Annotated in this window: 16 protein-coding genes, 4 tRNA genes and 1 other RNA gene; 4 read left to right on the top strand and 17 right to left on the bottom strand. The window is 51.1% G+C overall.

The window, feature by feature from the left end:
• Positions 1 to 10: 10 nt before the first annotated feature.
• From F3F96_RS12210 to F3F96_RS12180, 7 genes are all read right to left on the bottom strand, one after another.
• The gene (locus F3F96_RS12210) at positions 11 to 532 is read right to left on the bottom strand and encodes a DUF4390 domain-containing protein (protein ID WP_370465549.1); all 522 of its coding nucleotides are present in this window, start codon (positions 530 to 532) and stop codon (positions 11 to 13) included.
• 521 nt (positions 533 to 1053) lie between these two features.
• Positions 1054 to 1229: non-coding RNA, 6S RNA (gene ssrS, locus F3F96_RS12205), on the bottom strand.
• A 52-nt stretch (positions 1230 to 1281) separates the two neighbouring features.
• Positions 1282 to 3402 carry a phosphate acetyltransferase gene (gene pta, locus F3F96_RS12200; protein ID WP_176963553.1) on the bottom strand — a complete coding sequence of 707 codons (2121 nt, stop codon included), beginning with the start codon at positions 3400 to 3402 and terminating at the stop codon, positions 1282 to 1284.
• Complete coding sequence (locus tag F3F96_RS12195; protein WP_176963552.1) at positions 3399 to 4640, bottom strand: acetate kinase; 1242 nt, start codon at positions 4638 to 4640, stop codon at positions 3399 to 3401. Before F3F96_RS12195 ends, pta begins: the two co-directional genes overlap by 4 nt.
• 384 nt (positions 4641 to 5024) lie before the next feature.
• Positions 5025 to 5098 (bottom strand) — tRNA-Gln (locus F3F96_RS12190).
• Positions 5099 to 5156: 58 nt separating this feature from the next.
• A complete protein-coding gene (locus tag F3F96_RS12185) occupies positions 5157 to 6050 on the bottom strand; it encodes a cell division protein FtsX (protein WP_370465548.1) in 894 nt (297 codons plus the stop codon).
• The gene (locus F3F96_RS12180) at positions 6047 to 6781 is read right to left on the bottom strand and encodes a cell division ATP-binding protein FtsE (RefSeq protein ID WP_241697829.1); all 735 of its coding nucleotides are present in this window, start codon (positions 6779 to 6781) and stop codon (positions 6047 to 6049) included. The genes F3F96_RS12185 and F3F96_RS12180 overlap by 4 nt, the downstream gene beginning before the upstream one ends.
• A gap of 64 nt (positions 6782 to 6845) precedes the next feature.
• On the opposite strand from F3F96_RS12180, the gene F3F96_RS12175 reads away from it, so the two are divergent.
• On the top strand, positions 6846 to 7616 hold the full coding sequence (locus F3F96_RS12175; protein WP_176963551.1) for a hypothetical protein: 771 nt from the start codon (positions 6846 to 6848) through the stop codon (positions 7614 to 7616).
• A gap of 18 nt (positions 7617 to 7634) precedes the next feature.
• Here the strand turns inward: F3F96_RS12175 and ispF are convergent, their stop codons facing one another.
• On the bottom strand, positions 7635 to 8108 hold the full coding sequence (gene ispF, locus F3F96_RS12170; protein ID WP_176963567.1) for a 2-C-methyl-D-erythritol 2,4-cyclodiphosphate synthase: 474 nt from the start codon (positions 8106 to 8108) through the stop codon (positions 7635 to 7637).
• A gap of 7 nt (positions 8109 to 8115) precedes the next feature.
• A complete protein-coding gene (gene ispD, locus F3F96_RS12165) occupies positions 8116 to 8805 on the bottom strand; it encodes a 2-C-methyl-D-erythritol 4-phosphate cytidylyltransferase (protein WP_176963550.1) in 690 nt (229 codons plus the stop codon).
• Between the two features lie 159 nt (positions 8806 to 8964).
• Between ispD and F3F96_RS12160 the strand changes: the two genes are divergently transcribed.
• A complete protein-coding gene (locus F3F96_RS12160) occupies positions 8965 to 9786 on the top strand; it encodes an inner membrane protein YpjD (protein ID WP_176963549.1) in 822 nt (273 codons plus the stop codon).
• A gap of 9 nt (positions 9787 to 9795) precedes the next feature.
• Complete coding sequence (locus F3F96_RS12155; protein ID WP_176963548.1) at positions 9796 to 11064, top strand: HlyC/CorC family transporter; 1269 nt, start codon at positions 9796 to 9798, stop codon at positions 11062 to 11064.
• Between the two features lie 248 nt (positions 11065 to 11312).
• Here F3F96_RS12155 and F3F96_RS12150 read toward each other — a convergent pair whose 3' ends face one another.
• The 8 genes from F3F96_RS12150 to F3F96_RS12120 form a co-directional block, all read right to left on the bottom strand.
• Positions 11313 to 12131, bottom strand: coding sequence for a cytochrome c family protein (locus tag F3F96_RS12150; protein WP_241697828.1), 819 nt, complete (start codon positions 12129 to 12131; stop codon positions 11313 to 11315).
• A gap of 70 nt (positions 12132 to 12201) precedes the next feature.
• Positions 12202 to 12336, bottom strand: a complete 135-nt coding sequence (locus F3F96_RS12600) for a hypothetical protein (protein WP_255461378.1) — start codon at positions 12334 to 12336, stop codon at positions 12202 to 12204.
• Positions 12337 to 12572: 236 nt separating this feature from the next.
• Positions 12573 to 13082 (bottom strand): DUF992 domain-containing protein, encoded by a 510-nt coding sequence (locus F3F96_RS12145; RefSeq protein ID WP_176963547.1) that lies wholly within the window; start codon positions 13080 to 13082, stop codon positions 12573 to 12575.
• Between the two features lie 97 nt (positions 13083 to 13179).
• The gene (locus F3F96_RS12140) at positions 13180 to 14661 is read right to left on the bottom strand and encodes a hypothetical protein (RefSeq protein ID WP_176963546.1); all 1482 of its coding nucleotides are present in this window, start codon (positions 14659 to 14661) and stop codon (positions 13180 to 13182) included.
• Between the two features lie 346 nt (positions 14662 to 15007).
• A tRNA-Arg gene (locus F3F96_RS12135) sits at positions 15008 to 15084 on the bottom strand.
• Positions 15085 to 15609 (bottom strand): DUF2155 domain-containing protein, encoded by a 525-nt coding sequence (locus tag F3F96_RS12130; RefSeq protein WP_241697827.1) that lies wholly within the window; start codon positions 15607 to 15609, stop codon positions 15085 to 15087. It lies immediately after the preceding tRNA gene.
• Between the two features lie 55 nt (positions 15610 to 15664).
• Positions 15665 to 15754 (bottom strand) — tRNA-Ser (locus tag F3F96_RS12125).
• A gap of 55 nt (positions 15755 to 15809) precedes the next feature.
• Positions 15810 to 15898, bottom strand: a tRNA-Ser gene (locus F3F96_RS12120).
• A gap of 202 nt (positions 15899 to 16100) precedes the next feature.
• Between F3F96_RS12120 and F3F96_RS12115 the strand changes: the two genes are divergently transcribed.
• Positions 16101 to 16814: an SEC-C metal-binding domain-containing protein gene (locus tag F3F96_RS12115; protein WP_176963545.1), complete on the top strand. Its 714-nt coding sequence runs from the start codon at positions 16101 to 16103 to the stop codon at positions 16812 to 16814.
• The last annotated feature ends 192 nt before the right edge of the window (positions 16815 to 17006 follow it).

Here is a 17006-nt window from a genome sequence, read left to right as displayed (position 1 = left end):
CCCAATCGCCTCACGGCAGCGAAAACTCCTGCTGCATGGTGGCATATGCCGGTTTCATCAACTCATTCCACCAGGCATCATTCATTTCACCTGTGTGCAGCTCCACTGATGCACGCATCAGATAAACTGTATTGGCAGTAAGGAGAGTGCGATCCAGAACCGGGAAATGATCAAGATTTGAAAGGAAGTGGCTCACTTCGGAAGCCGTATAGACGCGGCGGGAGATGCCACTGGCCTGATCCTCCAGTAACCAGCTGCGTGACAACAGATCAGGGACCACCCGGCGAACTACCACAATGCCGGCTATACCTTTATTCAGCCAGTACTCCCGGAGTCTGTCGACCTGTACGTTCCATACGGTGGCAACGGGAATGCCATCTTTCAGGGCATGGAAAAAAACTTCATCACTATCTTTTAAGGTGGCAGCACAATAGATGACCTTCTCATCCATCTGCACCTTCAATGTGTCCGTTTCCGCTGCAGATGCAGTTCCACAGACAGCAACAAAAAGAGCTGCCAGAAGCGGGATCACGTTCACCCATCTGCATCGCCAAATACACATCATCAGGCGGCAGTGTAACAGCAGATGGCGACTTGTTCGACGTTAATAATCTGCTTCAGTATCAACCGGATAGATATCTATTGCATGTTTATTTCCCTTAAACATTTGCGGAAAAAGGTGGCTGCAAGGGAGTTTCTTCGATTCATTCTCTGGAAGCTCTTTCAACATCGCCAATATACATGCTAAGGGATGCTGACTGTTTCTCTCACCTGAGCAATAACTGTTCCGACTTTTATTTGCGACGATCATTGCTTGCAGCAGCAACGAAAAAGGCTCCGGCAGATGCCGGAGCCTAATGTCTGACGCGAAACACTAGGGAGGGGAGGGAGGAGTAGCGCCAGACGCGACAAACCGTAGCGAGCTCCATCTAAGAGGTGGGTTAATCATCTGTTAAAAGTTATTCATATTAATGACGAGCAATCGCGAGAGCCCATCCACAACAGGCGGAGAAAAAAACAGAGCCCGCGATAGAGCGGGCCCTGGAGGAGTTCTTAGTAACTGCAGTGGCGCTGTGGCCTATATAAACTGAACCCTTTTCTGCTCAGGTGGGCGCGTCATTCCGACATCAGGTACGCCAGTAAAGGCATTCACACAGCCGGAATAGGTAAGCTCCCAATTATAGCGTATCGACCCAAGTATATAAGCCACAACGCCACTGCAGCTTCTGAAAACAATATACATTTTTCAGCCGAAATAAGCAAGTAAAAGAACGAGGGAAATCAGCCCGCCTGAATCGCTGTCAAGGCGATGGTATAGACAATATCTTCGACGGATGCACCACGCGAGAGATCATTCACCGGCTTACGCAAGCCCTGCAACATCGGCCCGATACTGACGAGATGAGCACTTCGCTGTACCGCTTTGTAGGTGGTGTTACCGGTATTAAGGTCGGGAAATACAAACACGTTAGCCTGACCTGCCACCTGACTTTTCGGTGCTTTGCTTTTGCCCACCGAAACAATGGCTGCGGCATCATACTGTAGTGGCCCGTCAACAATCAGATCCGGCCTGCGCTCTCGGACCATGGCAGTAGCCTGTCGCACCTTATCCACATCCAGCCCTGCTCCTGATTCACCTGTGCTATAGCTGATCATCGCCACCCTTGGCTGCAGACCAAAACGACTGGCTGAGTCCGCACTCTGAATAGCAATATCAGCCAACTGACTGGCATCAGGATCAGGATTAATGGCGCAATCACCATAGACCACTACCTGATCGGGCAGACACATGAAAAAGATGGAGGAGACCAGCTCAGCGGATGCACTGGTGCCGATCAACTGAAAGGCCGGACGCACTGTATTAGCGGTGGTATGCAACGCACCTGAAACCAGTCCGTCAACCTCATCCATAGCCAGCATCATCGTGCCCAGAACAATTCGAGCCTGCAGCTGATCTTCCGCCATCTGGCTGGTCATCCCCTTATGCTCTCGCAAGGTCACCATCGGTTGAATATATCGCTGCCGCACAGTCACCGGATCAATAATCATCGTCTCATCACTTAACGTGATGCCCTGAGAGGATGCAATCTGGTGAATCTTTTCCGGGCTCCCCAGTAGTATGCAGTGAGCAACACCTCGCTGCTGACACTGATAGGCGGCCATAATCGTGCGCGGCTCTTCCCCCTCAGGCAGAACAATGCGCCGCTTTGACTGAGATGCCTGCTGAATCAGCTGATAACGGAATGCTGCCGGTGAGAGGCGTGGTTTACGCTCAATCGCACAGCGCGCCTTAAGCCAGCCTGCATCCAGATGGTTGGCGACATGATCAACCGCCTGATCGATAAGATCAAAGTCATCAGCCGCCACCTCAGCAGGCATACGAGCCAGCTTTGATGCGGTCTGAAATGAGCTACTCTCCACCAGCAACAGTGGGATACCTGTCCGAAGAGCCTGCTCGCAGAGATTCATCATGCCAAAGCTCGGCCTCAACCCACCGGTCAGCAGAATACCGGCAATACGCACGCCATTCATAGCCGCCATGCATGCTGCAACGAAAACATCGTCACGATCACCGGGGAAGATCAACAACGTATGCGGCTGATAAACACTGTGAATATTGGCCAGCGTGCGTGCGCATAACTCCATACGCTGCACTCGCCGCAACCGCATATCCCCCTCACTGAGCACCTTGGCACCAAGATAGCTGGCGATATCACACATGCGCGGCGCTATTAATGACGGCTGCCATGGAATACATCCAATATTGTAGAATGAGCTGTTGGCTAAGCGACGTCCCATCTCACCACTGGCTTGCAGTGCATCAGGCCTGTCGGAACAGGTTTGCAGTGCATCAGCCTGCAGCACCTGTGACTCCTGATCATCAGGTGCTCCCAGCTGGTTGATAATGATACCGGCCAGCGCGCTACCATTGGCATCACTGAAAGCATTGGCAGTAATATCAATATACTCATCCAGATCAGGTTCTGGTTTACCAACCAGTATCACCTCCGCATCCAGCGCCCGGGCGATGGCAGCATTCAGGCGCGTGGCGTAACCGGCATGTCCATCAGCGACCAATCCCTCGACAATCACGACATCGGTATGGCGAGAACTCTGCTGATAAAGTGCAATCACCTCCTCCATCAGCAGCCCTTCCCTTCCCGATCCCAGCAGCGAGGTGGCCCGTCTGAGACTTATCGGTTGCGGTGCTTTGACGTCGATCATGTGCTCAACCAGACGCGTTGAGCGTTCCGGGCCCTGATCACTATCGCGCAGCTGAGCAATCGGCTTGTAAAAGCCGGCGCGAATGCCGATGCGATCCAGCGCCCGCACCATGCCGAGACTGACTGTTGTCAAACCTGCCCCGGCTCCGGTAGAAACAAGTAGAAATGCGTGACTCATGTGATATTTTCCTCTCGCTTTAACACTTCGTATGCATAACGGGCGATCATGGTCTCCTCACTGGTGGCAATAACCAGAACAGGAACAGAACCCTCAGCCTTACTGATAAAGCCATGCGACGCTCTACCGTGTTGTCTGTTTCTCTCGGCATCAAGTGCAACACCCAGAATGGCCAGTTGTGCCACTGTCTTCTCCCGCACAACTGCCGCATGTTCACCAATGCCACCGGTAAAGACGATGGCATCAATTTGAGGCAACGCGACAGCAAGCCCTGCCAGTGATTTTGCCAGGCGGTAGCAGAAGATATCTACGGCCAACGCCGCCCTCTCATCGCCAGCTTCGGTCGCATCCAGCAAGGTGCGCATATCATTGCTCCGGCCCGATAAGCCCAGAAGCCCGGATTGCCGATTCAAAGCTTCGCTGATCTCTGCCAGCGAAGCACCACTGACTCTGGCCATATACTCATGCAGTCCCGGATCGACATCGCCACTGCGACTACCCATGACTAACCCTTCCAGTGGTGTCATACCCATCGTGGTATCCACACTAATGCCGTTGGCGATGGCCGTAGCACTGCAACCATTACCCAGATGGGCAGTGATCAGATTACAATCATCAAACTCACGGCCAAGTAACAGCGCGGCCTGTTGCGCCACATAGTGGTGACTACTGCCATGAAATCCGTAACGACGCACACCGTAGTCACTGTACCAGCTATAGGGTACCGCATAGAGGCATGCATGGGGTGGCATAGCGTGATGAAAAGCGGTATCAAAAATTGCGATATGGGGAATAACTGGCAGATGTTTCATCGCTGCCTGAATACCCAACAGGTTGGCAGGGTTGTGCAGTGGTGCCAGATGCGAGAGGGACTTGATCTCCGCAATCACAGCATCATCCAGCAGAGTCGGCTTTATAAATTTCTCGCCGCCATGTACAACCCGATGCCCCACTGCGGCAATGCTCGCTCTATCCACGCTGGCAAACAGGATTTCCAGCATTTTCGCCATAGCGACATGATGGTCTGCACCGGCAAGATCAAAGCGTTGTGTTTCACCGGCAACCTTCCAGCTCAGAATTGTACCGGCCTCACCAACTCGCTCAGTCACAGCCTCACTGAGTAGTTTCTCCGACGGCATCTCCACCAGCGCCATTTTGATCGAAGAGCTGCCTGTATTGATGACCAGAACCATTGTATTTGACACTGAAAAATAACTCCGATGATCTATTGAACCCATTAAATCCTAAGGCTACGACTCTGCACTCATCACGTAAATGAACCTGAGCCACCTGACTCAATAATGACACACACCCTACCGGGTTATTACGGCATCGAAATCCAGTCATTTAAGCCGATTTGGGATATGTAGTGTCAGGGCTGATTACTCGGGCTGTCCATGATCCCTCGCCCTTTTGGGGCCATCGCTAAAGCGATTTTGTTCTTCCAGACTTCCTGCCCCGGACGTGGATTACTCGGGCCATCCTTGGCCCTCGCCCCTTCGGGGTCGCCACATTGTGGCGATCTATCCAGCTATCCTGCTGGATAGTCGAACCATGGTTCGCATCCTTAGTTCCACAGTAAACATAAAAAAAGGGCCCGCGAGGGGCCCTTTTTTTATGTTTGGCTGGGGGACGTGGATTCGAACCACGATTGACGGTGTCAGAGACCGCTGTCCTACCATTAGACGATCCCCCAGTGACGGTGGGCGCGCACAATAATGGCATCAATCACGTTCGTCAATTCTGAAAAACAGTTATCCGGCTTTCTCGCTTGAATCTACCCGTGCCGTTGCAACCAGAGCGCCAAAAGCGCCGACCAGTGCACCGCCGAGCAGCAGCGGCAATAACAGCACCCACATATTCAGATCTACCTGCAACATCTCAAGCCACTCGCCGGTGCCCAGTAACAGCGGCCAGAGCAGAATCCAGGCGGCAATACCGGCAATACCACCAAGCAACATACCTTCAAGAATAAACGGCATGCGTACAAACCACTCCTTGGCTCCCATCAGGCGCATCAAATGAATCTCATCAGCTCGTGCCAGCAACATCATGCGCAGGGTGTTGGAGATAATCAGTGCCATCGCAAGAGCCAGAATCAGTGAGGCAAACCAGGCCAGATATTCCGCTTGGGCAATCCACTGGTGGGCCTGTGCCATATCCACTTCACTCTCATTGACCGCGCCGCCATGACGGGTCGCGGCATCTCGAATATCATCAAAGAGAAACTGGCTCTGCTCATCGTTGAGGGAGAGCTCAAAGGTGATAGGTAGTCGGCTCACCAGCTCTTTCTGATTCAATCCGGCATTGTCCAGCCACTCCTGCATCCAGCGGGCAGCCTCCTCCGGTGAAATCTTGCGCAGTGCGGAGATCTGGGGAATCGCTTCAAGTGCGCTTCTCAGTTCAGGTTCCTGACTGGCATTGGCGGTATCAAGATAGACATGAATATGGATATCATCCTGCCAGCCACCAACCCACTGGCTAGCCGCCTGTACACCCAGCCAGATCGCGCCCACCGCCCAGAGTGCAATACAGACAATAATGACCGCCAGCGTCTGTTGAATGCCAAAGGGTGGCACATTAAAGCCACCGGGAAGCCTTGGATTTACCTTATCCGGAATCAATTCAGGCGTACTATTTCTTCTCACAGGTCACCACCGGCCAGAGATCCGGCATGCAGCTGAATCACACGTCCCGGATGCGACTCCAGCAGATGCAGATCATGGGTTGCCATAATAACCGTTGCGCCCTGCCGATTGAGATCCATCAGATAATCGAGCACCCGGCTGGCTGTCTCAATATCAAGGTTGCCGGTCGGCTCATCGGCAATAATAATTGATGGGTTGGCAGTCATGGCACGGGCAATGGCAACACGCTGCTGCTCACCACCGGAGAGTGCTTGCGGATAGGACCAGAGTCGATCTGCAAGGCCGACATACTCAAGCACCTTGCGCACCCGCGGAATCAAGCGTTCGGTTTTCCAGCCCTGCACACGCAATGGCAGTGCTACATTTTCAAACACAGTGCGTGCAAAGAGCAGTTTATGATCCTGAAAGATGATACCGGTGCGCTGTCTGATTTCGCGAATACGCGCTTCACCCGCCTCACGCATATCGATCTGCTGCACACTCAACTGGCCCGATGAGGGGCGCACACCGCCATAGAGCATCTTCATCAATGATGATTTGCCTGCACCACTCTCCCCGATCAGGTAGACAAACTGCCCCTGATGGATATCCAGCGTAACACCGGAGAGGGCCACCTTACCTGTTGGGTAACGTAACATCAGTTGCTGCATCTGTATCTGGGGTTGGTCGTGCGACATGTGGAAACGGTAGCCTGCCAGCCCGCCGCTGTCACCTGCCTGAAGCAGCTGCAACCCGCAATGTAATACCAGCACTCAAGTTGCTGACAAATCAGAGGGCAGCAATCAACATAGGCAGATGCTTATCACCTGCCCCTCATGCCAGAAACCGATCGACATCGAAACTGACATTGAGCTGACGAGTCTCACCTGTAGTCACTGCGGCAGTGAATTTTCACCGCTGTCAGATGAGTCCCAGACCCCTGATCAACGACAACCATGGATATACTCACCCGACCTGTTTGCCTCACCACCATTTTTGAGCACACGTGACCAAACAGAAAATGAAGCAGTGACCATTCACGAAAACACACATAGCGATGAATCTTCTGAACTTATCGCACCGGTAAGAGAGCAGGCCCATCTCTGGCCCTGGTTTTTCACTGCCCTGCTCGTTGTGACATTGGCAGGCATCTGGACCCGGCAAGAGGCGTGGCTGGATAACCGCTGGATGCGCAGTACGCTGATCAACCTGACCCTACCGCTTGAGAACAGAGAGAAAGACTGGCTGATTCTGCCGCAGAGTGTGAAGAGCGAGTGGGTGATTCGTGATGATAACAGCCGGGTGATGGTGATCTCCGGCACTATCAAAAACCTGCTGGCCAGCAGCATGCCCTACCCCGACATTGAGGTCACCTTCTACGCCAACCAACAGCCTGATCGGGCTTTGGCAACCATCAGCCTGCCTATCACCGAAAAACCCGCTGCCAAAAGCATCGTCCAAACACCTTTTGATTTGCCAGGAGCGTTGAATCGTGCAGCAGAAAATAGTCAGACAGAGTTTGTTATTGTTGTTGAATCAGTGCCGGATGGCACGGGTAATTTTACCCTCAGCCTGCGCCTGCGCTAGGCGCCTGTTGACACTAATTCAGATTTTGCAGATCAGAGCCACCGCTTCGCAGGCAATGCCCTCTTTGCGGCCGATAAAACCGAGTTTTTCAGTGGTCGTCGCTTTGACATTGACCTGACCCTGATCAACCAGAAGCAATCCGGCCAGACGTGTTCTCATCACAGCAATAAAGGGGGCGAGTTTAGGTGCTTCAGCCATCACGGTGATATCAACATTACCGATACTCCAACCTTCTTTACATAACAGCGCCACAACTTTTGAGAGCAGCAGCGTGCTGTCTGCATCTTTATATTGGGCATCACTATCGGGGAAATGGTGACCGATATCGCCGAGCGCAGCTGCACCGAGCAGTGCATCGCAGAGCGCATGAATCAATACATCGGCATCAGAGTGGCCTAGCAACCCCATCTCAAAAGGGATCTCCACACCACCGAGCAGAAGGCGGCGATTCTCTGCAAATCTGTGCACATCAAAACCGTGACCAATGCGAATATTCACCTTATCCCCTCCTACCCAGCAACTGCGACTCCAACCAGTGCAGATCCTCAGGCGTGGTTATTTTCCTGTTATTGATATCACCGCGACTGATATAGACATCGAAACCGGCCGCCTCCAGCAGTGAGGCATCATCGGTGTGCAAATGCAGACGCCCCGCCTCAAGCGCCAACGCCTTCTCAAACCATGCTTTACGCGCCACCTGTGGTGTCTGCACAGCTCTTAAGAAGTTGCGATCAGGAGTCTCAATCACCTTGCCATCTGCATCTACCCTTTTGATCGTGTCGGCCACTGCCAACCCAGGCACTGCAGCACCACAGCGCTGCGCCACATCAATCACATCGGACAGCAGTTCAGCAGATGGCAGCGGCCTTGCAGCATCGTGCACGGCCACAAGTTCGATATCATTCGGCAGCGCATTTAATCCCTGCTGCATGGAGAGTGAGCGTTCAGCCCCTCCTGTCACCGGTGGCAAAAGCTGAAAAGGGTAGTTTTGATCTTTGACCAGCTGCGCAAATCGCTCATCGCCTGCAGAGATGACCGGCTGCACCAGCGCGATCCGGGAATCGGCAGCCAGAGAGTCAAGCGTATAGAGCAACAGGGGCCTGCCCAGCACCTCAACATACTGCTTGGCAATCTCGCCACCGAATCTGCTGCCACTGCCGGCAGCCAGCAATAACAGGCCAACTTTCATATTGCCGATTGTCTCTCTTTTACTGGCATGGTCAACTTGGTTAGCATCGCTGCAAATGCCAATCCCGTTGCACTGCTCTGATACATCGGATATAAACCTGCTATCATATCGGTTTGATCCCTGTTTCAAATGAGACAGTAGCCGTTTTAAGGAAGTGAAATGACGTCATCGATTCTGTTTTTTGCCGCTGCTCTGATCACATTGATCGCTGCAGCCATGTTATGGCGTGATGCAAAACAACCTCATGACCGCAAAAACACCAACATCGCCAGCACTATTGCCAGCCTTATGGCTGCCGCAATCGGCGCAAATGTCTGGGCTATTCATCTGCTGGAGTCGGTCACCACCGATGGTATTAACTTCACACTGGCCACCAGTACAGCTGTCTTCACACTGATTGTGCAGATGGTTTACACCTTCGGCATTCTGCGCCACGGTATTCAGGGTTTAGGCCTTTTCCTGCTGCCACTGACTGCCATTCCACTGTTTCTTACCCCTATTCTGCCTGAGGCGCATGCCCCCAACTGGGTACACACCACCTCGCTGCTGGAGACCGGCCACCTGCTGCTGGCACTGATCTCTTATGCCGTGCTGACGCTGGCAGCGATTCATGCCCTGATGCAGATCCTTCTGGATCGGGCGCTGAAGAAAAAGAGGTCATTCAAACTGATTCAGGCACTGCCATCACTGGTAAGCATTGAGCGCCATATGATTGCACAGGTTAAAATGGCAACCGGCCTGATTGCTGTCAGCATCATCACCGGTCTGCTCTGGCAGTGGACCCAGTATCAGCACTTTGCACTTTTTAGTCATAAGGTGCTGCTGGCTGTATTCACACTGGCTGTACTGATTATTCTGCTGATTAAACGCCATCAGGACAGCTGGCCCACCCGCATTGCCAGCCGTGCTGTATTGACTGCTTATGTGCTGTTTATTCTCGCCTACTTCGGCGTCAAACTGATCAACACCTGGATTAACTAACCCCTAACCATGGACATCGCAGACATCTCAATTTCATTCGCAGTAGGCATCCTCTTTTTCCTGCTGTTGCTCTCAGCATTCTTTTCAGGCTCTGAAACTGCCCTGACCCGTGCCCGGCGCGCCAAACTGCGCGTACGACAGGAGCATGGCGATCTGGGTGCAGGTAAAGCCGAAGCGCTCCTTGACCATCCTGAGCGTATGCTCTCCACCATTCTGCTGGGCAATAACTTCGTGAACATCGCCGCTTCGGCGATTGCCACTGCCCTGTTCGTCTCTGAATTCGGTGATGCCGGCATCCTCTACGCCACCATCGCCATGACCGTGGTTGTACTGATCTTTGCCGAGATCCTCCCCAAAACCATTGCTGTGGCCCATGCTGAAGCGATCGCCTGCAAAGTCGCCGGGCCGATGGATATGATTCAACGCGTACTCTCCCCACTGGTTAAGGTGCTGATTGCAATTATCTCCATGCTCAAACGCATCCTGCATATCCCGGACAAAGAAGAGACGCCACTGACCCATAAAGAGTTGGCCAGCATGATTGATATCAGTGCTGAGTCAGGTGTACTTGATCAGGCCCGCGAACAGATGCTCAACAATAGTCTTACCCTGCATGAGGTAGCTGTAAAAGCGTTGATGACACCGCGCCCGAACATGCACCTTCTGGATGGCACCTTAACGGTAGGCAAGGCACTGCGCGAAGTATCCAAAGCCCCCCACTCCCGCTATCCGGTATACCTTAATGAGCAGGATAATCTGATCGGCATTGTACATCTGCGTGATCTGCTTAAGCTGAAACATCCTGAAGTCAGCCTCAGTGATGCACTGATCTGGAAAACCCCCTCCTATATTCCGGCCAATAAGAATGCACTGGCTCAGCTGTTTGATTTTCAGACCAACCATCAGCATCTGGCCATCGTTGTGGATGAGTTCGGTGATATTGAAGGACTGGTTACCCTTGAAGACATCATTGAAGAGATTGTCGGTGAGATCCATGACGAATCGGATGTGCCGGCCCAGATGGATATGTGGGCACAACCCGATGGCAGCCTCGTAACCGCTGCCACCGTGGCCCTGCATGATATCAATCAGGCCATGGACAGTGATCTGCCTGAAGAGGGTGCTATCACCATTGGCGGACTGATTGTTCAGATTCTCGGCGATGTGCCCGAAGGCCGGCTCTGCCTGACTATTGCTGATGTGCAGGTTGAGGTACTCAGTGTTAAGGGCGACTGGATTAAACGGGTTCGCATTGTAAAAACTCCAGTCAGTGAGTGAACTCCAAAACCATTAATCTACAACTTAACCACTATGGAATAAATTCCATAGGTTCGCACAGCCAATACGCAGACGATTGAAATCGTCAAAGCCGCGTTTTGGCTAACCGCGTGCAAGAGTCAAAAACTATAAAGGCACTGTGCTACGCACAGGCTTGCAATGAAATTGCATAGTTTTCAACAAGCGTACGGCGACAATAAAAAAAGGCCCCCGCAGTGGAGGCCTTTTTTTGCATCTCTAATGACTGCTTAATGCAGTGACTTCAGATAAGCCGCCACATTTTCAGCATCGCTTCCACATACATTCTGCTTGGACATCTTGGTTTTTGCACCGCTATTGCCGGTCAATTCTTTGATGGCGGATTTAGAATTGCATACCCACGCCGCCAGTTTCGCCTCATCCCAGACAAATGTTGCGCCTTTAAGATCGCTACCATATTTACTGAATCCAGCGACCTTACCTGCTGTTTTACCGTAAATTCCAAACAGATTAGGGCCAACCTTATGGCTGCCACCAGCATCAAAGCTATGGCACGCCTTACACTTACCGACCTTGCCTGCACCCGCAGCTGCATTGCCGGAGCTGGTGGCTACTGCACTGGCCGCTGCTGCCTTGTCTGCTGCTGCCTTGTCTGCTGCTGCCTTGTCTGCTGCTGCCTTGTCTGCTGCTGCCTTGTCTGCTGCTGCCTTGTCTGCTGCTGCCTTGTCTGCTGCTGCCTTAGCTGCTGCTGCCTTAGCTGCCGCTGCCTTGTCTGCCGCTGCCTTAGCTACTGCAGCATCACTGTCAGCCGTCATCTTATCCATTTTAGCTTTTGCATCATCAACCATCGTGTCGCCAGATGCCACGACATCTGCTGATACCTCTTTAGCTGTCTCTGCCACTGCATCTACGGTTTCATCTGCAGCTTTGGCAACCTCTTCCACCACCTTGGTGATCTCTTCTGACACTGCCATTTCATCAGCCTGCTCTTCAGCCTGTGTCATGGGTGCAGGTGGCTGCTCTTTTTCAGAAGAACAACCGCTTATCGCCACACCCAGGGCAATACATAACATTAGAAAATATCTCATCATCTCTCCTTGTGTTGCATCTCTTCAGAGTAGTATAGAGAAGTTTAGTGATTTAGAAACCATTCCTGACTTAGAAAGAGAGAAGAAACAGAATCGCCAACGCACTCAGTGCAATAGGAACTTGCAGGGCAAAGAGAACATCTTCCCATGAGTGCTCCTCTTTATAATGTTTTGTGTAGTCTTCAAGATTAGATAGTACAGACATATCATCCTCCTTTTCACTGTTCTCACCGAACACCCCGGATTCTGCGGGTCACACTTTTCCCATGCCGTGAGTTGAATCACCACTAGCCAAACCTGTGTCAAAACAGCGCTACAGATAAAGAAAAAGGCCACGATCTCTCGCAGCCTCACCTCTAAACTACCGATTTATATACACCTTAGAACACCTTCTGCCAATCCTATGGTGCCAGGCATCGCATCGGATATTGCCTGGCCAAATCAATCAGCCGCTGAACCCTTATCAGGCTGCAGGAAGAGGTAGGTAATGCCTGCACTGATGCCAAGACCGGTACTTCCTTCAATAACCGGCTGCAGAGATATGCTTTTATCATTACCTCCGATCAGCACCTGTGCACCAACACCTGCTCCGACAGTTACTGAAGCGCCACCACCGACATATTTACCGGCCAGTTTATAACTTCCAACTTTTTCAACTGCCAGGACGGTGTATACCAGATGGGTTTCACGATCAAATCGCATATCGATACCCAGTCCCACACCGGTTTCGCCAACATAATTTTCAACGCCGCCACCACCTGTCGCACTGAAGCTACACTTCACATCTGTAGTGGAATGAATAATCAGGCTTATGCCCGTATTGGGCTGGGTGATACAGGTTAATACACCAATTTTTGCTCCCGACTTGGTTTCCCCAGCCTGAGCCTGAAATGAAAGCGAGAACAGCGCTATCAGGGTGATCATTGTGGCTACTAATTTATTATTTTTCATATCTGACTCCTATCTATACAAGCCATCTATTTATTAGATGGCATTATTAGTATAGACGATAAAGTCCCAATATTTTACATCGCTTTTTCCAATCAGCTTATTTCAGAATGGTATTGGGTAGGGAGAAGCGGTAGGTCAGTCCCAAACCTGCAGAGTAGGAGCTTAATCGCAGGCTCTTCGGGTAAAGGTTCAGTTTATGGAGTGATACTGTTTTGCCCAATTGCGCATAGAGCGCAAGGTGGTCACTTAGCGTTAAATTAACCCCGATTGTAGGTTTAAACACCATGCCATGAACGTCTGCACCAGCCAGAATCTGCATGAAACCCTGCAAGCTGTTAGTCGCTGAGAAGTCAGTCTGAACACCCAATCCGGTTAACATTTGCCCATAACCCGGATAGCCTAAAAACTCATTGTATGCGACGTTCGCCTGCATTGGGATATAGAAGTAATCATTGAGAATATAATCAAACTGAATCGATAACATGTTTATATTGTTATGCCTGTTATTGCCAACCTGAACATCAAATTCGGTCTGTTGAAATAGGTTAAAGCGGAAGCCTCTAAACTCCCGCTCTTCGACTGAACTGGACCTCTGCGGGTGATTCTCGCTGCCGGAGATGTGATAGTTTACAGCAGCGCCGAGGGTGAAGTTTTTAGAGGAGCCCTTGGGTGCAAACAGATAACCACCGGACAGAGATACTCCAAGCTCGCTGTTCAACATGTATTCCAGCGAAAGTTTAGGATAAACAAGCAGCCCGGGGCCGGTATCAATTTCAGCAGGCGCATAACCTCCTGAGCCGACACCAACCTGACCATAAATATTGATGCGAGATGACACTGGCAACCTGTAACCCAGCCCGCCTAACACCTGATTATACAACGGGATGCCACTGTAGCCGATATCAGCTGCAAAAAGCAGATAATGATTTTCAGTCAGGAAATGGGAAAACTGTAGGGAGAAGGCGTTAATGGTTTTCCTGGATGTGCCTTGAGGTTTAATCTGGAAAATATTGTTCAGTTCAAATGTTAATATGTTTTCTCCGGATTCAGCAGAGCCCCAGTCAGACTCGAACCTGCTGCCTGCATCCGCATATGAACCAATCATGTATGAAACCGGTTTTTGAACAAACAGATTAACTTGCGAGTGATTTATCAGTGAATTCAAGAATCGAAAGTGGCTGTAGTTTACCCCGGCAGAGAAACCGTTAAAGTCGTAACCCACACCTGCGTAGCTTTTGACAAATCCGCCCGTACCGGAGAGTTGCCTGCTCTGCTTTACAGTCGAACCACCACCACCGCCACCAAGTGAGAGACCGGCATCGACAAATAGATCCCCGAATATTTTACGCTGCGCATGGATGGTTGTGTCAAAAGCCATAAAGCCGCCGTAATTACCCTGAACCAGCGGCGCATGAACGCCTATACCAAGGTAGAGCCAGCTATTGAGTTGATGCAGATAGTGTACACCAATCAGATCAAGCGATTGAATGCCCGGAACAGGAATCACTTCATAATCAAGCGTGATCAGCCCCTTTGCCTGTGTAAGAGGAGTGCTTTCAGCTGCCTCTTTCTTATCCACATTATCCAGAGCAGCTTCAGAAACCGTTTGGACCTGTTGTGCTGCAAACGAAACTTCTGCGCAGATAAAAAGCGGGATAAGCAGAAGGAGAGGTAAAAGGATCTTATTTAATCTAGAAAATTGGATAACCACTCTCCCTCAAGCATGCCAGATTGAGAATCGACATTATCGTCTCACCTATCAGGTAGCAAATGATTAACGATACAATGATGAAAACAACGGCCTCACGCCTCGACCATACCGATTCCCCACCCAGAGGAATCCCACTGATATCAAGCATCACCAACAAATACGTGCGTGCCTGAAAAGAAAAAAGGACCCGCATTTCTGCGAGTCCTTTTTAAGATGGCGCTCCCTGAGCGATTCGAACGCCCGGCCTTCTGATTCGTAGTCAGATGCTCTATCCAGCTGAGCTAAGGGAGCCTACTTTCCCTCCGTTTCCGAAGGGGGCCGAAAGGTAATGCCTTTCAACCAAACTTTCCACCCCGAATCGTCCATACCGAACAACTCGGGAAACTTCTCATAAAGCCAGCCGCGATAGTAACCTTTACCATCTCGACTTACCTCTACGAAGGCGGCGGGATTATGCACATTTTCATCGTTCAGAAAAGCTCTATTTTGAACTCTCAATCCCGATGCCAGACCCAACAGCCGGATATCCCAACCATTTAGCTCTGCGGCTCCGCCTAACGCCACGACTGTACTATGCTGGCGCGTTGTTGCTTTCTCCAACCAGATGAACTCAGCATGTCCATTTCTCGACACAGCCCACTCAGGAACCGCCTCGTGATTCTGACCTGCATGCAGATCTTCCGGCTTCTCCAGTGGCAGCTGCCACTCGATCTGACTTGCCTTCTCCTGTTCGCATCCGGAGATCAACAATGTGACTCCAAGCATAACAGCAACAGAGAAGATCGGACGAATCATCGACATAGCACGTCTCTTCATCTTCTCCTCCGTTCTTCCGACACCATTACAAACAGTGGCTAGGCATTTGGGCGACTGGCGGAGAGAGAGGGATTCGAACCCTCGATAGGTTTTAGCCTATACACCCTTAGCAGGGGCGCGCTTTCGGCCACTCAGCCATCTCTCCGTTGGGTCGTCGTCCCATCGTTGCAGATATGCCAAGCGCATATCATAACGATAAATGGCGGAAGGGGTGGGATTCGAACCCACGGTAGGTTTCCCTACGCCGGTTTTCAAGACCGGTACATTCGGCCAGCTCTGTCACCCTTCCGTATTTATGAACCGGACTTTTAGCCAATTTCCAAGCCCGGAATTTCAGGTGCGGAAAGATAGCATGGAGTTTTGAGATGGCAATGGCATTCATGCAGTAATAATTATCTTACCTAAATTGCTGTTTTAACTTAACAGATGCCCTCTTCTTGTCTTAGAGTAGCTGCATTAATATCCTCACAGGTAGATCAACAGGAGATAATGTGGTCCGCAAAGTCCAACGAAATGACCCCTGCCCCTGCGGCAGCGGCAAGAAATATAAAAGATGCTGCCAGATCAAAGAGAACGCTATTGCCTCTGGCCGCGCCAATCGCCGTCGCGGCATTCAGATTGCACTGGGATGGGTCAGCCACGCTTATGAAGAACCGATTGCCAACTGGGTAGATGATGTCTGGCTTGAGGGGCTGAGTGAAGATCAGCATGGCGAGATCGGCTCTGCTCATCCGGCAATCCGCAGTATCCATGATGTTAACCTTCTCGAATACCTGACGGCTGAAGGAAGCCTTGAAGGTGTCGAAGGCGAAAATCGCCCACTGCAGCTTATTCTCAGTGCCGATATTGGCCTTGATGATGAGCAGAAAGCCTATCTCAGCCAGCTGGCTGAACGCCCACTACAGCTTTATCAGATCAGTGATGTGCAGATGAATAAGAGTTTCAGTATCAAGTGCTACCCGGATAACGGCTCTGAAGAGATCACCATTGCAGATGCATCATCAAGCACCATGTTTGATGTCGGTGATACCGTGGGTCTGCGCCTGATGCAATCAGAGGACACCTGGGAGACCTCAGGTGCGATCTACCATATCCCCGATGAGTATGTTGAAGGGTTACTGACTGAACTGGAAGCGGCTGGTGCAGAGGGCTACAGCAAGACCCTGGCCCACTACTGGCTGGAGCTGGTTGCCCAGCACGTCTGATGTTAAAGCTTTAAAATCACAGCATAAAAAAGGCGGCTCAGATGAGCCGCCTTTTTTAATTCAATCTGTCCCGTCCTGAAATAAGTTGACACAAAAAGGACTTATTATGGGAAAGGAAGAAACAGCAAGGCGCAGACGAAGTCAGCGTGATTATACATTGGGCTTTAAATTGAGCATTGTCGAACAGGTTGA

The sequence above is a fragment of the Mariprofundus sp. NF genome (assembly GCF_013387455.1).
Classification (GTDB): Bacteria; Pseudomonadota; Zetaproteobacteria; order Mariprofundales; family Mariprofundaceae; genus Mariprofundus.
Note: the sequence above shows the minus strand (reverse complement) of the source record. Positions and strands in the feature narration are given on the sequence as shown.

Coding starts and splice junctions, on each gene's coding strand:
- F3F96_RS12130 (WP_241697827.1), bottom strand. CDS start 15,609: ATGAAGAGACGTGCTATGTCGATGATTCGTCCGATCTTCTCTGTTGCT.
- F3F96_RS12600 (WP_255461378.1), bottom strand. CDS start 12,336: ATGTCTGTACTATCTAATCTTGAAGACTACACAAAACATTATAAAGAG.
- pta (WP_176963553.1), bottom strand. CDS start 3,402: ATGAGTCACGCATTTCTACTTGTTTCTACCGGAGCCGGGGCAGGTTTG.
- F3F96_RS12195 (WP_176963552.1), bottom strand. CDS start 4,640: ATGGGTTCAATAGATCATCGGAGTTATTTTTCAGTGTCAAATACAATG.
- F3F96_RS12155 (WP_176963548.1), top strand. CDS start 9,796: ATGGACATCGCAGACATCTCAATTTCATTCGCAGTAGGCATCCTCTTT.
- F3F96_RS12145 (WP_176963547.1), bottom strand. CDS start 13,082: ATGAAAAATAATAAATTAGTAGCCACAATGATCACCCTGATAGCGCTG.
- F3F96_RS12150 (WP_241697828.1), bottom strand. CDS start 12,131: ATGAGATATTTTCTAATGTTATGTATTGCCCTGGGTGTGGCGATAAGC.
- F3F96_RS12175 (WP_176963551.1), top strand. CDS start 6,846: ATGCTTATCACCTGCCCCTCATGCCAGAAACCGATCGACATCGAAACT.
- F3F96_RS12160 (WP_176963549.1), top strand. CDS start 8,965: ATGACGTCATCGATTCTGTTTTTTGCCGCTGCTCTGATCACATTGATC.
- ispD (WP_176963550.1), bottom strand. CDS start 8,805: ATGAAAGTTGGCCTGTTATTGCTGGCTGCCGGCAGTGGCAGCAGATTC.